The 15,339-nt window shown below is 44.6% G+C and carries 16 protein-coding genes; 3 read left to right on the top strand and 13 right to left on the bottom strand.

Going from position 1 to position 15,339, the window contains the following annotated elements; all coding sequences use genetic code 11:
- Window positions 1–167: 167 nt before the first annotated feature.
- The 10 genes from K1X84_14940 to radA form a co-directional block, all read right to left on the bottom strand.
- The gene (locus K1X84_14940) at window positions 168–1,187 is read right to left on the bottom strand and encodes an isocitrate/isopropylmalate dehydrogenase family protein (GenBank protein MBX7152924.1); all 1,020 of its coding nucleotides are present in this window, start codon (window positions 1,185–1,187) and stop codon (window positions 168–170) included.
- A 22-nt stretch (window positions 1,188–1,209) separates the two neighbouring features.
- Window positions 1,210–1,950 (bottom strand): NTP transferase domain-containing protein, encoded by a 741-nt coding sequence (locus K1X84_14935; GenBank protein ID MBX7152923.1) that lies wholly within the window; start codon window positions 1,948–1,950, stop codon window positions 1,210–1,212.
- A 14-nt stretch (window positions 1,951–1,964) separates the two neighbouring features.
- Window positions 1,965–2,813 (bottom strand): pantoate--beta-alanine ligase, encoded by an 849-nt coding sequence (panC, locus tag K1X84_14930; protein ID MBX7152922.1) that lies wholly within the window; start codon window positions 2,811–2,813, stop codon window positions 1,965–1,967.
- Window positions 2,810–3,814: an asparaginase gene (locus tag K1X84_14925; protein ID MBX7152921.1), complete on the bottom strand. Its 1,005-nt coding sequence runs from the start codon at window positions 3,812–3,814 to the stop codon at window positions 2,810–2,812. Before K1X84_14925 ends, panC begins: the two co-directional genes overlap by 4 nt.
- Before the next feature lie 84 nt (window positions 3,815–3,898).
- Entirely contained in the window at window positions 3,899–4,630 is a 732-nt protein-coding gene (locus tag K1X84_14920) for a hypothetical protein (protein ID MBX7152920.1), read from the bottom strand.
- 180 nt (window positions 4,631–4,810) lie between these two features.
- Window positions 4,811–5,932 (bottom strand): hypothetical protein, encoded by a 1,122-nt coding sequence (locus tag K1X84_14915; GenBank protein MBX7152919.1) that lies wholly within the window; start codon window positions 5,930–5,932, stop codon window positions 4,811–4,813.
- A gap of 50 nt (window positions 5,933–5,982) precedes the next feature.
- On the bottom strand, window positions 5,983–6,420 hold the full coding sequence (locus K1X84_14910; protein ID MBX7152918.1) for a hypothetical protein: 438 nt from the start codon (window positions 6,418–6,420) through the stop codon (window positions 5,983–5,985).
- The gene (locus tag K1X84_14905) at window positions 6,380–6,748 is read right to left on the bottom strand and encodes a hypothetical protein (GenBank protein ID MBX7152917.1); all 369 of its coding nucleotides are present in this window, start codon (window positions 6,746–6,748) and stop codon (window positions 6,380–6,382) included. The genes K1X84_14910 and K1X84_14905 overlap by 41 nt, the downstream gene beginning before the upstream one ends.
- Window positions 6,745–7,077, bottom strand: coding sequence for a hypothetical protein (locus K1X84_14900; GenBank protein MBX7152916.1), 333 nt, complete (start codon window positions 7,075–7,077; stop codon window positions 6,745–6,747). The genes K1X84_14905 and K1X84_14900 overlap by 4 nt, the downstream gene beginning before the upstream one ends.
- A 10-nt stretch (window positions 7,078–7,087) precedes the next feature.
- Complete coding sequence (radA, locus tag K1X84_14895; GenBank protein ID MBX7152915.1) at window positions 7,088–8,488, bottom strand: DNA repair protein RadA; 1,401 nt, start codon at window positions 8,486–8,488, stop codon at window positions 7,088–7,090.
- A gap of 173 nt (window positions 8,489–8,661) precedes the next feature.
- Between radA and K1X84_14890 the strand changes: the two genes are divergently transcribed.
- The 3 genes from K1X84_14890 to K1X84_14880 all read left to right on the top strand — a co-directional run bounded on the left by K1X84_14890 (window position 8,662) and on the right by K1X84_14880 (window position 13,299).
- Complete coding sequence (locus K1X84_14890) at window positions 8,662–9,786, top strand: amidohydrolase (protein MBX7152914.1); 1,125 nt, start codon at window positions 8,662–8,664, stop codon at window positions 9,784–9,786.
- A gap of 240 nt (window positions 9,787–10,026) precedes the next feature.
- Window positions 10,027–12,273 carry an NADP-dependent malic enzyme gene (locus K1X84_14885; GenBank protein MBX7152913.1) on the top strand — a complete coding sequence of 749 codons (2,247 nt, stop codon included), beginning with the start codon at window positions 10,027–10,029 and terminating at the stop codon, window positions 12,271–12,273.
- Between the two features lie 168 nt (window positions 12,274–12,441).
- Window positions 12,442–13,299 (top strand): CsgG/HfaB family protein, encoded by an 858-nt coding sequence (locus K1X84_14880; protein MBX7152912.1) that lies wholly within the window; start codon window positions 12,442–12,444, stop codon window positions 13,297–13,299.
- A 57-nt stretch (window positions 13,300–13,356) separates the two neighbouring features.
- Here K1X84_14880 and K1X84_14875 read toward each other — a convergent pair whose 3' ends face one another.
- The 3 genes from K1X84_14875 to K1X84_14865 all read right to left on the bottom strand — a co-directional run.
- Entirely contained in the window at window positions 13,357–14,064 is a 708-nt protein-coding gene (locus tag K1X84_14875; protein ID MBX7152911.1) for a pirin family protein, read from the bottom strand.
- A gap of 17 nt (window positions 14,065–14,081) precedes the next feature.
- Window positions 14,082–14,981, bottom strand: coding sequence for a VOC family protein (locus tag K1X84_14870; GenBank protein MBX7152910.1), 900 nt, complete (start codon window positions 14,979–14,981; stop codon window positions 14,082–14,084).
- Window positions 14,936–15,339: nitroreductase family protein (locus K1X84_14865; protein MBX7152909.1), on the bottom strand; the 404-nt coding region annotated here is incomplete at its 5' end. The genes K1X84_14870 and K1X84_14865, both read right to left, overlap by 46 nt.

The following is a 15,339-nucleotide window of genomic DNA, read 5'->3' as shown; positions in this document are numbered from 1 at the left end:
ATTTTGATCAGAGTTTTACGTAATCTGATCTATGCTTATCAGCAAGCTGGCGACGAGGAAAATATGAAGCTGATGATTGAATTGGTCGATATGATGGATATAAATTTGGGAGAATAAAAAAAGCCGGCGTTTATTCGCCGGCTTTTTAAATCGAACACTTACTGATCTTACCTTTTTACTCTTTTGGCAATCTCCGCACCCATTTCCTTCGTTCCAACTTTCGAAGCTTTATTTAAATCCGGAGTGACAAATTTATTTTCTTTGATCACGTCACGAACGGCTTGATCAATTCTTTTGGCAGCGTCGAGCTCGCCGAGATGTTCAAGCATCATAGCTCCGGCCATGATCACGGCAACGGGGTTGGCAATATTTTTACCGGCAATATCCGGGGCGCTGCCGTGGACCGCTTCGAACAGTGCCGCGCCTTTACCGATATTAGCGCCGGCCGTCAATCCCAAACCACCAACCAGTCCTGCCGCCAGGTCGGATAAAATATCTCCGAAAAGATTCATCGTCACGATAACGTCGTAAACCTCCGGGTTCATAACCATTTCCATGGCGCACGCGTCGATGATCCGGTCTTTGAATTCGATGTCGGGATATTCTTTAGCCATTTCTTTTCCGATTTCAAGAAACAATCCTGTTGTACATTTGAGGATATTCGCTTTGTGCACAAGCGTCACACGCTTGCGTTTATTCTGGCGGGCGTAGTCAAAAGCGTAACGAATGACCCGTTCCGAGCCGGCGCGCGTAATGATCGAAATGCTTTCGGCCGCGATGACTTTTCCGTCGCCTTTGATAAAATGTTCAACGCCGGAATACAATCCTTCCGTATTTTCACGGACAGTTACAATGTTGACATTATTGTAGCGATTGTTCAAGCCTTCATAGGAAATAGCCGGGCGTACATTGGCAAAAAGCTCGAATTCCTGCCTCAGTGCGACGTTGACACTGCGGAATCCGCCTCCGACCGGCGTCGTTAGAGGACCTTTGAAGGCCAGCTTGCGCTCGCGGATCGATTCGATCGTTTCGAACGGAATAGGTGTATCAAATTTTTCAACCGCCGCCATTCCGGCTAAACGCGTGTCCCATTCAAATTGAATGCCGGTAGCTTCTACTACTCCGACCGCCGCTTCCATAATCGAAGGGCCAATCCCGTCACCGGGAATTAACGTAACACGGTACATGATTTCTCCTGTTTGTATATTTTTATTTTTGTTTTTTTAAAATTGTTTCGGCTGCCTGCAGTTGCTCAATCGTATTGATTCCTGAAATTTCCGATGCATCCGTGGTAACGTGTGCGATGACTTTTTGACCGTTATCAATAAAAATTTTTAAGACATCCGGCAAGTAGTATTCATTTTGAGCGTTGTTAGAATTGATGCGTTTCAACGCAATGAATAATTCAGTTGTATTAAACATATAAATCCCGGAGTTGATCTCGTTGATCTTCCGCTCCTCTTCTGTCGCATCTTTATGTTCAACATTTTTTTTGACGGAACCGTCGGGATTGCGGACCACACGGCCGTATCCGGTCGGATCGGGCATCATCGCGGTCAAAACTGTCGCCGTAGCTTTTTGTTCAAAATGTTTGGCAATCATCTGACGCATGGTTGTTCTCGTTAAAACGGGTACGTCGCCGGACAAAACGAGCACATGACCGTCATAACCTTGCAAAAGCGGTTCAGCCTGCATTACGGCATGGCCGGTGCCTAACTGGGGTTCCTGAACAGCAAATTCGATATGTTCATTTTTCAGAGCTTCCTGAACGCGTTCTTTCTGATGGCCGATAATCGCGATCACGCGTTGACAGCCAATGTCACGGGCGAGCGCGATAACGTAATGGATCATCGGCTGGCCCATAATGGGATGCAGGACTTTGGCAAGATCCGATTTCATCCGCGTACCTTTTCCGGCCGCCATGATGACTGTAGCAAATTGGTTTGACATGAATAAATTTATCTTTATGAAATAATAATATTATCAATCAATCGCGTTTTACCAATATATACTGCAAGCGCAATCAATGTGTTTTTTTGAACCTGTAAAATTGGTAAAAGATTTTCCGTATCGACAATTGCTATGTAATCAATTCGCGCACTTGCATGTTTTTCAATATGAGTACGCATAACATCTGCAAGGCGACTTGAATGTACTTCGCCGCCGGCGATCATTTCTTGAGCTTTGTTTAATGCCTGCGATAAACATACGGCGTCACGGCGTTCGTTCGGATTAAGATAGATGTTACGCGAACTCATAGCCAATCCGTCATTTTCCCTGATGATCGGTGCCATTAAAACTTCGACCGGCATAAAAAGATCCTGCGTCATGCGTTTGATGATGAGAAATTGCTGGGCGTCTTTTTGGCCGAATACGGCGACATGGGGTTCGACAATATTGAATAATTTATTGACAACTGTTGTTACGCCGCGGAAATGAGTCGGGCGTGTGATACCGCACATGACTTTGCCCATGTCTTCGACTTCAACCAATGTACGGGCAAATTTCCCATATATATCGTTTACCGACGGATAAAAAAGTACATCGATGCCGGCCTGTTCGGCTAATTTCCTGTCACGTTCAAAATCGCGCGGGTACTTTTCAAAATCTTCATTAGGCCCGAATTGCGTAGGATTAACAAAAATACTCATAACCGATTGAGTGCAGCGGCCATGCATTTTTGCAAATTCGACCAAACTCAAATGTCCGGGGTGAAGAAATCCCATAGTCGGCACAAATCCGATGCGTTGACCGAGAGTCTTTTGGTCGCGCGACCATTGTGTCATTTCTTCCGGACGCTGAAAAATGATCATGGGTCCGTTCTTTCGGTAATTTCTCCGGCAATGGAGATGTTAAAATTGGTTTTGACTTTACCGACATTACCGTCGAATTGTCCAAGCAAGTACATCGCTTTAATGATCGCCGCTTCGGTCGTCATATCAACGCACGTAATCGCGCCGGCCTCCAGAGCTTGTTGGCCGCAATCGTATAAACTGAGATCGACTGAACCGTTAACACATTGACTGGTAATGGCAGCCAGTTTACCGGAGCCTGATATTTTTCGAATGATCGGTACCAGGGAATTTTCTAAGACCGGCACATTACCGGAGCCGAATGCTTCGAATATGAATACACGGGTCGGAGAATCAACCAATGGGAGGATGGCTTCGGGATTGAATCCGGGAAATAAACGCGTACTGAAGACATCATTACTAAAATTTTTGTGGAATCTGAAAATTCCGGTTGGTGTTCGGTGCGAATTTTTGATCTCAATATTCAGGCCGACTTCAGCAAGCAGGGGATAATTGGGTGAAGAAAAAGCGTCGAAATCGTCAATACTGATTTTAATCGCACGGTTGCCGCGGAATAATTTATAATCAAAAAAAATTCCGACCTCGGGAATATCATACGTAGCTAATTCGATCGCATTGATCAGATTATTTTTGGCATCGGTGCGTATGGCCGACAGCGGGCGCTGTGATCCGGTCAGGATGACGGGTTTCGGCAGATTGGTCAGCATAAACGACAAAGCACACGCGGTATAACTCATTGTGTCCGTACCGTGAATGATCACAAATCCGTCGTACATTTCCATGTTTTCTTCGATCAGCGTGCCGATTTCAATCCAATGACGGATGCCGATATTGGAACTATCGATATTGAACGGGTTTTTAAAATCAATGTGTGCAATATCCTTTACACCGGGAACGTGACGAAATACTTCATCTTCGAATTGTTTGGTTGCCAGCGACGGATGGTCACCGGCTGTCATTCCCATCGTTCCGCCGGTATGGATAAGCAGGATTTTTTTCATGGCGGGGAATCTACTGGAATTTTGTGCGATAGGCAAGAAAAAATCCCCTCAACCAATTGAGGGGATTTTTTTGACAGTCAAAAATTAATCATCATTTCCGTGATCGTCTTCGTGATCGTCGTCATCGTCGTGTTCGTCACCGTCGTGATCATTGTCTTTGAAGGCTTTTTTGAACGAGTTTTTGATGTTCTCGTCAATATCGTCCCAATTGGCTTCCAAAGTCGGATCCAGATATACACCATCTTTGAGGAACCAAAGACCCGGATTCACTACCAATGTAACATTGGTGGTTGTCAGAGTATCCGATACAACCAGGGGCGGATTAAGCGTCATTTTCTGTTCAGCGTCTTTTTTCGATTTGTACGTAAACGGAGTGCTGTTAAACGTACCGTGCACGACTACGGAAAACCGTTGATCACCACTCGGTCCTTCGTAAAAATCAGGATCGCCAGGGTCTTCATTGCCTTCCGGTTTGTGGATTTTAAATTTCACGCGGTCGTACGTGCCGTCGGGAAGATCACCGGTAGCAATTTCCGTAACGCCGCCGGTAAGATTGAGTTCAACAATAAACGGACCGAGTTTCAATTCCGAAGAGTCTTCTTCGGCTTCATTTTCAAACTTGATGTGCTTCAGCAGGATTTTAGCGGAAGTGATTACGACTGTGTCTGCAGCAGCCGATTTGGCCAATGCAGTGTAATCCACTTTCATGCTGAGTGCAGCGCCGGGTGAACTACCGTTACTATTGCTGCATGACATCCATACCCCCGTCATCATAACTACTAAAAGACTGATGCCGGATCGAATGCTGAGATTCATATAACTCCTTTGCTTGATGAATTCCGTTGCGGACAGGACTATCGTCCGTAAACGTGGGTCATTCATACTACGTAAAAGGTATACAGAACCGTGAGTCATGCAGTGTGATTATTGTCACAAAGATTAATTACAAGAACTCCGAATTGTAGAGTATTTCAGCAATGAAAATTAAAGCACTTATCAGTCACCACCGCCGCAACTGCTGCAGGAACTGCAGGATGAGCCTGAATCAGAGCCGGCATCTGAGCCTGAATCGGACGAGTCTGAAAAGTCGGAGTACGCCGAACTGTCATCGGCAAAAGCGTTTCGCGTTTCATCGCCGCCACTGGAATCCATATCGGTTTGTTGAATATCTTCAGCGTATTGATTATCTCCGTAATACTGAATGTCTCCGTCGTGAGGCGTTTCGAAAGGCGCGTCCACATTGAGTGCATTCGATTCGCCGGCATTAAATCCGTTCTCGCCGACACTCATGACATTGGCGCCCGTTTCGTCGACAATGGTCGAGTCATGGATATGGACGTTGTGGCTGTGGCTCAACGACGACCACATCCAGGCATACATAAAATGATCCGACCAACCGGGGTAACCATAAAACACCGGTTCGGCAACGTGATGTTGAATAGCAGGAGTTGGACCGCTCGTGCGTTCCTTTGGACGTACAATCTTAGCATTGGATTCTGTTTTGATACCGTCGATTTTGATAGCTTTTCGGATCGCCATATCGACCGTTCCGACAAATTGATTGAACTTTGTTTTAGAATCGCGAACAAACGCTTGGTACGCATCGTTGGTTTTAAAAATTGGCGCTAATTTTTTTTCGGCTTCTTCAGCCGAAGCAGCTGTTAACTGTTTAATGGCGCCATTGATCCGGACATGAATGGGCGGCTCACTGAGTTTATGAATACGGCGGACGGTTATCTCGATCAGGTAATTGAAATGCGCATCCGCATGTTCGAGGACGAGATCCAATGTCTGAAACACTTCGGATTCTATTTCATCCACTTCGAATTTGAATTTTTCCATCGCTTCTGCCAGATCGTCTGTTTTACCTTCCTCGTCGAAATACAGGTTAACATCGTCTTTGGCAAGTCGAACAATGTTGGTAATGCCGAGTGAACGAAAAACCATATTAAATTGCTGGAGAATCGATAAGGCTGTCAGAGTTTCAACTTCTTCTTTTTCGCTGATCTGACCCGATGATAGTGTAAATAGAATTTTTTTGAAAATTTTAGTTGGTGGTATCGCGCGGATTTTTGTTACCTGAGAGGGATCGACCGCAAGTGAGGCTGATAGGTACATAATCAATTCCTTTTTTGTGAAAAATTTTATATTGAAGTTACAATTCTAATTTAATTCCCGTCTGATTCACATGCGCCGCATGATCCTCCCGGCGTATTTCCCCAGTATTTTTCAGGAGGTTTTCCAAAAAATTCCGTGTAATACATCAACGTCAGGGCAAATTGACCGGGGTTTTCCTTTTCGGCAGGATGATGATGAATGTAACGGCCAAAATGTTCGTGACAAAAATCGGAATATATTTTTGTGCAGAGAATGAATTCATGCCATGCCCAGTCGACCATCAGGGAAGGAGCAAGTCGTTTACGGACTTTCGCAACTAAGCCGAGATATCGAATTACTTCGTCAAATAATTCCGGAACTTCTTCGCGTGAAATCCGGCAGGATTCAGAAATTTTTTTTAATAATACCGGATGTTCTCGTAAAATGTTCCGGGTGATAGATTGAACATCAGGAACCGGATCGCTGAAATTTGATTTCAATTTTTGCATAAGACAACGGTTCGATCAACACATTACACGTTGCGGAAAAAAGTTTAAGTTGTTCATGGACATCCTGATTGAAAGGCGGCAACTCGGAACATTTTGTGTGTACGATCATGACCAACAAATAACCCCACTGATGCGTATCAAGATCGATTTGCATTTCAGCATTGCCGAGCTGACGCAAATAATTAATACAATAATTGACAATTTTTAAAAGTGGCTTAGGGTCCGTGTTTGGTAATACGCATCCGACGTCGAGGCATACATGTGCCGAAAGGTCTTTGTGTTCCTTAATCAGCAGGATCAATTGCTTCAGGTTGATACCGCTGTTCATGCCGTAGCATCACGGGTTTTAAAAACAGCAGCGAGGATCAAGCCCCATGCAGATGCATTTAAGATCGCGTGAAGAAATCCTTTGACCATGAAAAAAGTTCCAAGCTGTTCGTACGTCCAGCCTATTTCGGTCATCATCGACGGCAACCAGACACTCAGGATGCCGATGAATGTATTAACGGCTTCAATGATGATGGCGATCAGCGTGAACATCGCCGCTTTACGGTAAGTATTCCAATACGTAAAACATAAAACTATACCGACGATCCATACGACAAAAACCGGCAATTGCGATGCTACATAACCGACGGTCGAGAACAAATTGTCCATGAGTCCTCCGTTATTTTAAAATCGTATCGATAATTTCTTCCAATCTTCGTACACCGATCAATTGAGTTTCTTTAAATGGTGTCAAATCTTTAAGATTCGACTTTGGAATAATAATTTTTTCAAATCCGAGTTTGACGGCTTCACGTACGCGACGTTCGGCATGGCTAACGGCCCGAATTTCTCCACCCAGCCCGATTTCGCCGATTACAGCCGTGTAAGGATCTATTTCACGATCGCGATAACTGGAGGCGATCGCTAACGTAACGCCCAGATCAATGGACGGTTCGTCGGTTTTTAATCCGCCGGCGATATTGAGAAAAACATCGAATTGGCCCATCGGCATCCGCGCGCGTTTTTCCAAAACAGCGATCAAAAGTTGTAGACGGCGTAAATCAAAACCGGACGTGGTACGTTGCGGCATTCCGTAACTGGTCGGACTTACCAGCGCTTGCACTTCAACCAATAGGACGCGCGAACCTTCAATCAGCGGCACGACGACCGAACCGGAATGATGGAGATAACGTTCGGATAAAAAAAGCTCGGAAGGATTGGAAACTTCGACCAGACCGATTTCACGCATTTCAAAAATTCCAATCTCGTTGGTCGATCCGTACCGGTTTTTTGCCGCGCGAAGAATTCGGAACAAATGATTTTGATCGCCTTCGAATTGTAATACGGTGTCGACAATATGTTCGAGCACTTTAGGTCCGGCGATGGCGCCGTCTTTGGTGACGTGGCCGATGAGAAAGATCGAAATATGCCGGCTTTTGGCCAGATGCATCAATAAGGCCGTGCATTCGCGAACTTGGCTGACACTACCGGGCGCGCTTTCAATTTCATCGCGATATAATGTCTGGATCGAATCGATCACGACAATTTCAGGATTCAATTTAGCGATCGCCTGAAGAATTTTTGTAAGGTTGGTTTCGGCGAGGACGAACAAATGATTGGCCGTCCTTGACAGACGTTCTGCGCGCGATTTGATTTGGTATACTGATTCTTCGCCAGAAACGTACAGCGTTTTCTGTTTGAGCTGCGACGCCATTTGCAACATCAGTGTTGATTTTCCGATGCCGGGTTCGCCTCCGACCAGCACGAGCGAACCTTTGACGATACCGCCGCCTAAAACGCGATCAAACTCCGACACGCCGGTTGAAACCCGGTGATCCCGTTGAACGGCAATCTGGTCAAGAGTTTGAGGGTCCTCTGAAAGATCGGCGTACGTTGAGCTATCGACTAATTTTAAATTACCGAGAATTTTATCCGGCGATTTTGCTGCAGAATTCATCGTCGGGGTGACCGCTTCTTCAACGAATGAATTCCACTGTTCGCATTCCGGACAACGCCCGAGCGATTTTGAGGATTGATACCCGCAGGATTGGCAAACGTAATGCGATTTAGTTTTTCCCATGATGTTCAGTTATGTTTATTGGATGGCGTTAAAATTACATCAAAGCAATTGAAGAAACAAGCTTAATGAAATCAGGAAATTTTAAGCAACCTTCTTTCGTTTTATTCGTTAATCAATCATTCGCTTTCGACCCATCATTTCTTTTAACTTCTTTATAAGCACAAGGTGACATTATGAGAATTTTTTGGCTGGTATTTTTACTTCCTGTCTTCGCATCGGCTCAGGATATTCCATTTGATCAATACGATCCTCCGTCGTCATTAATTGTTCCCGGTCATATCGTCACTCATGCGAAATTTCCTTTTATCGACGTTCACAATCATCAGTTCGATCTGTCCAAAGAAACGTATGCTTTATTGGCAAAGCAAATGGATAGTCTGAATATGAAAATTATGGTCAATCTCAGCGGGCGCGGGTTTAAAAGAGAAACGTTGAAAGACGGAACGTTTAAATTCGGACTTCAGGACGGCGCTTATTTAAAAAACGGTATTGATAATGCCAAAGCGGTGATGCCGGGCCGGATGATACTTTTTACGAATGTCGATTTTTACGGAGTGGACGATCCGGACTGGACGGAACGCACGTTGAAACAATTGGAAGCGGATGTTAAAAACGGGGCGCAGGGTCTGAAAGTGTACAAAAACCTCGGTTTCAATGTGATCGACGGTTCAGGTAAACGTCTGCCCGTAGATGATCCGCGACTCGATCCGATCTGGAAGCGCTGCGGTGAATTAGGCATTCCGGTATTAATTCACACCGGCGAGCCCCGGCAATTCTGGCAGCCTAAAGATAAAAATAATGAACGGCTCGAGGAAATGAAAATTCACCCGGAAAGGTACCGTGATCCGGCGACGAATCCGTCATGGGAAAAGCTGATGCAGGAACAACATAACATGTTTCGTAAACATCCGGAAACGACTTTCATTATGGCTCACATGGGATGGCTTGCCAATGATCTTGCGTCGTTGGGTAAATTGATGGACTCTTTGCCGAATATGTATACCGAGATTGGGGCGATCTTGGCAGAATTAGGTCGTCAGCCCAAATTTGCGCGCGAATGGTTTATCAAATATCAGGATCGCGTCATGTTTGGTAAAGATTCCTGGGAGCCGTCGGAATATCATACTTATTTTCGAGTGCTTGAGTCCGATGATGAATATTTCGATTATTATCGCCATTATCATGCATTCTGGAAGATGTACGGAATGAAACTGCCGGACGATGTTCTGAAAAAGTTGTATTATAAAAACGCATTGAAAGTCATTCCCGGAATTGATAAAACGCTGTTTCCGGATTAGCCTTCCAATTCAAAGTCAAAAGTAAAAATTCAAAAAAAAATTATGGATCGGCTTTGACTTTTTACTTTTGACTTTTCCTGTTTTCCATCCTTCGAATTTCCCCATAACATGACCGAAATCATTGTTTTAGCTGACCGTTCCGTTATATTGTTTAGCGGTTGATTGGTATCTTTTGACCGTCACAAAAAGTCTGTTCATTTTTAATATCTCCGGCCTTTTGCGGTTCGGAGGGAGGCAAATATGATTCGCGAACAAGAAGCGCTCGAATACCACAAGCAAGGGCGCAAAGGGAAAATAGAAGTCATTCCGACTAAACCTTGTATTACGCAACGGGATCTTTCGTTGGCTTACAGCCCGGGCGTAGCCATACCGTGTTTGAAGATTCAGGAAAATCCCGAAGATGCGTATTTATATACGGCTAAAGGCAATCTGGTTGCGGTTTTGTCGAATGGTACGGCGGTTTTAGGTCTCGGCGACATCGGCGCACTCGGCGGCAAACCGGTGATGGAAGGCAAAGGCGTGCTGTTTAAACGTTTTGCCGATATCGATGTGTTTGATATTGAAGTCAATAGCCATAACCAGGACGATATCGTTAAGTTGGTTCAAATGCTCGAACCGACGTTCGGCGGCATCAATTTGGAAGACATCAAAGCGCCGGAATGTTTTTACATTGAAGAAAAATTAAAACAAACGATGAACATTCCTGTTTTTCACGACGATCAACATGGAACGGCCATCATTTCCGGTGCGGCATTGATGAATGCGGCTGAAATTGTAGGAAAGAAACTCAGCGACATGAAAGTGGTCGTCAACGGCGCTGGCGCATCGGGTATCGCGTGCGCCAATTTTTATATCAGTCTCGGCGTAAAAAAAGAAAACCTGATTTTGTGCGATACGAAAGGCGTTGTCTACAAAGGCCGCACGTCCGGAATGAATCCTTACAAAGAAAATTTAGCCAACGATACGAAAGCAAGAACGCTCGCCGAAGCGATGGTTGGAGCGGACATGTTTGCCGGACTTTCGGTAGCGAACGTTGTTACGAAAGAAATGGTCAAATCGATGGCACGCGATCCGATTATTTTTGCAATGGCGAATCCCGATCCTGAAATCACTTATGACGATGCTACAGCGGCGCGCCCGGACGTGATCATGGCTACAGGCCGTTCCGATTATCCCAACCAAGTGAATAACGTTCTTGGTTTTCCTTTCATTTTCCGCGGGGCTTTGGATGTTCGTGCAACTACGATTAACGAGGAAATGAAGCGCGCGGCGGCATTTGCTTTGGCAAAATTGGCCAAAGAGGACGTGCCGGATTCTGTCGCGAAAGCGTACGGATTGGACCGGTTGCATTTCGGCAAAGAATACTTGATTCCGAAACCGTTCGATCATCGCGTTTTGATCTGGGAAGCGGCGGCGGTAGCGCAGGCGGCTATGGAAACCGGCGTTGCCCGCATCAAAGTCGACATCGAACAATATAAAGATCAACTCGAAAACCGCCTTGGAAAATCCCGCGAAGTCATGCGGTCAATGATCCATCGTGCTCAGAAAAATCTGAAGAGGATCGTTCTGCCCGAAGGTTTCAACGATAAAGTTCTTCGCGCGGCTCATATTATTGTCGATGAAAATATTGCGAAACCGATTTTGCTCGGAAAGGAAGATCATATTCGCGGTATGGCCAAGGAATTGGATATTGACCTGACCGGCATTGAAATTTTGCATCCGTCAAGTTCGGCCAAGTTTGAAAGTTACGCGCAGGAATATTATAAACTTCGTCAGCGTAAAGGCGCAACGTGGTCAGAATCCGTGGCACAAATGCGGCATTATACATCGTACGCAAGTATGATGGTACGGATGGGAGATGCCGATGGTTTGATAGCCGGAGTGACACAAAATTATCCTGATACGATACGTCCGGCTTTACAAATACTCCGGATGCAGGAAGGCATCTCAAAAGTATCCGGATTGTACATGTTGATCATTAAAGACAAAATTTACTTCCTGGCTGATACGACGGTGAATATTGATCCCACAGCCGAAGAGCTTGCCGAGATTGCGATTCTGAGTGCGAATGTTGCTAAACGTTTCCATGTGGAGCCGCGTATTGCAATGATTGCTTTCTCGAATTTCGGAAGTACGCATCATCCAAGTCTTCACAAAATCAAAGAAGCCGTTCAATTGGTCAAGTTGCGTGAACCAAGTCTGATGATTGACGGTGAAATGCAGGCGGACACGGCAGTAACACCGGAAATTCTCGAAAAAGAATATCCTTTTAGTATACTAAAAGGTGGTGCAAATATTTTGATATTCCCCGAGCTCCAATCGGCCAATGCCGCTTACAAACTTCTTAGCCGTCTAGGCGGCGCGGAGGCCATAGGACCCATTTTGATGGGATTGCGGAAACCGGTTCATGTTCTTCAACACGGTAGCGAAGTTAAAGACATCGTTAACATGGCAGCTATTGCAGCCGTGGAGGCCCAGGAGAAGTAATTCAACGATATTGAAATATAGCGATCTTGTAAAACGCGAAGAGTTCGGAAGTAAAACGTTCAGTCGCAAAACGCCATTCCACTCTTCGCGTTTACTTTTTAAAGTTGACTAAGATAAAATCTTGAATTACTTTTGTACCGTATTTTTGAAAAAACGGAGAAATTTAGAATGAAATGGATAATATCAATATGGTTTTTTGTGGCGTCAGTATACGCGCAGGAACGCGTAAGTTTAACCAATGAAAAACCACGGGTAGCGGTCTTATTGTTTGATGCGGCCAAAGTCAGCGATAAACAGGTGTTCGATCGCGCCGGTGTTGACGCTTTTTCGGAAGCGGCTACTCAAAAAGTTATTAACGCATTTGTCGATCTTAAGCGGTTTATTGTTATCGAACGGGCTGCAATCGATAAAATTCTGCAAGAACAAAATTTTCAAATGGGCGATCTGACGGATCCTGACACAGCAGCCAAATTCGGAAATATGCTCGGAACACAATATTTAGTACAAGGTAAAATCCTTAATTTAAGTACCAGCAAAAAAGAAAAAAAATACCGTTCAACTCTTGAGATGAATTTACGGATTATCGATGTGTCCAGCGGACAAATTAAATCCTCCAAAGACATTAAAGGTACATCGGATGCCAAAAAAGATCTTTCTTCTAAAATTGCTTACGACGCACTCAATGATGCGGGCGAGGGAATTTTAAACACGCTTCGAAGCGCATTCCCGGTTGAAGGGAAAATTGTTAAAATTCTTGAATCAGGAAAAAAAGATAAACTTCGCGTGCTTATCAGTTGTGGAAAAGAAATCGGTGTTCGCGAAGGCGATAAATTTCATATCGTCCAGGAAGAAGAATTGATGGTCGACGGTAAGGCGTATACACGCCAGAAAGCTATGGGAAAATTGAGGGTCAAACGATTGGAACTGGATGGGATCTTTAGTGAATGTGAAGTACTGGATGGCGAGAAATTTTTAAAATCGCAGATTGCGGCAGGCAATGAATTGAAAGTGATTTCCGCTGAATAAAAATCAAATTGGTTAAACATTAAAACCGTTTCAAATTTCAAATTTGAAACGGTTTTTTTATTTCATAGGTACTTCAATGATAAGTATTTTAGCTTGTTCTTTTACAAGGATATCGATCAATGATACTTCGTTCAGTCCAATGGCGTCACGACGTTCGAGCATTTCTCCTGCAACTTCAATCTTACCTTCAATGACGAACAGATAAACGCCGTTTCCTTCGCGACGCATAGCATACGATGGCGTCTTATTTTCGTCAAAAATTCCAAGCGATAAATAAGCATCTTGATTGATCCATAACGCGTTCGAATTATCCGGCGCAACTACTGTTTGAAAAACATTGTGGAAACCGGATTCGGGAAAAGTTTTCTGTTCGTATCGCGGCGTGATATTGCGCTCTTTAGGAAATATCCATATCTGCAGGAATTGAACAGGATCGTTTTCAGAATGATTAAACTCCGAGTGTGCAATACCCGATCCTGCCGACATGATCTGTACGTCACCCGTACAAATAACTTCATGACGTCCGGTGCTATCCCGATGTTCTAATGCGCCTTGAAGTGGAATGGAAACAATTTCCATATTGTTATGTGCGTGTGTATCGAAACCTTCGCCGCCCTGCACAGTATCGTCATTCAAAACACGCAGTAAGCCGAAATGCGTCCGCGAAGGGTCATGGTAATGACCAAAACTAAAAGTATGCCGGCTGTTAAGCCAGCCGTGGTCAGCCGTTCCACGAGAATTGGATTGGTGAAGTACGGTTTTAATAAACTCTCCTTTTAATGCTATGCTTGGATAATTCGCACATGAATATTATCAAGATCAGTTGTAACAAATTCGTTGGCAGAGATCGTTTCAATCGGGCGTTTTGCCGATTCAAACTGGGTTTTCAGTTTTAAAAAATAATTGGAATCCGGAATAGTAATTCCAAATTCGCGCAAACCGGTAGCACGGTCGGGGGGCCAATTTTTACCGGCCCAAATATTAGTACCGATATGGTGATGGTATCCGCCGGCCGACATAAATAATGCTCCGGGATATGAACTTTGCGTAATGTCCATCCCAAGCATCTCATGATAAAATGATCGTGCTTTACTGAGTTCGGAAATGTGAAGATGAATGTGGCCGATATCCGTTCCTTGTGATAATCCGCCCCAAGACGACTTTTTGACGGTAGATAATAAATTATTGACATCAAGCTGTTCAGTCACCATGGCGAGTTGTCCGTTTGAATATTGCCATTCTGTTTTCGGACGATCCACATATAATTCAACGCCATTACCTTCAGGGTCAGCAAGGTAAAGAGCTTCACTGACGCCATGATCCGCAAAACCTTGAAAGCTCTGTCCAAGACCGGCCAAATGCTGCAACAATTGTGCAAGTGAAGAACGATCCGGTAAGCGGATAGCCATATGATACAGGCCAATTGTATTTGCAGGTTTTATTTTAGCATCAGGAATTTCGCTTAAAACAATCTGAGCAGGAATCGATTCATCAACCGATAATCGTATTGTGTTGGCGTCTTGGCCAATGATTTTGAAACCGATCCTGTGGACATAGAAATCGAGCATCGATTGCCGGTGCGCTACATTAAGATGAACAAACGAGATATGCGTTGAAGCTGGTAACGAAGCAGGCGTCATAAAAATTCCTTTTTCAAAAATAGCGATGACGGCTGATTCCATGTTTCATCGAATACTAATTCTTCGAAAGGCTTGCGCTTACGTGGTAGTGCCTCTTTTTGTTTGAGCGCTTCCGGCAGAGTTTCCGGGTTACCAGGATAACCCACAGCAATTACCGTAACCGGTTCGAATTCCTCGGGTATCGAAAAGACTTCACGAGCTTTGAGCATGTCAAATCCTGCCATTTGATGAAGTCCCAATCCGAAATCGGTTGCCTGCAATGAGAAATTGGAAACCGCAAGGCCGAGATCGTGCAGAGCGTGACGATTAAAGCCGTGCGCATGGTTGATTTTAGCAATTGCAAGAAGCAAAACCGGCGCATTCTGAGCAAAAAGCCGGTTATTGGAAGTAAGGATATTCA

The sequence above is a fragment of the bacterium genome, assembly GCA_019695335.1.
Lineage (GTDB): Bacteria > CLD3 > CLD3 > SB21 > SB21 > JABWBZ01.
The sequence above is the reverse complement of the archived record's forward strand: the minus strand, read 5'-3'. Positions and strand labels throughout refer to the sequence as shown.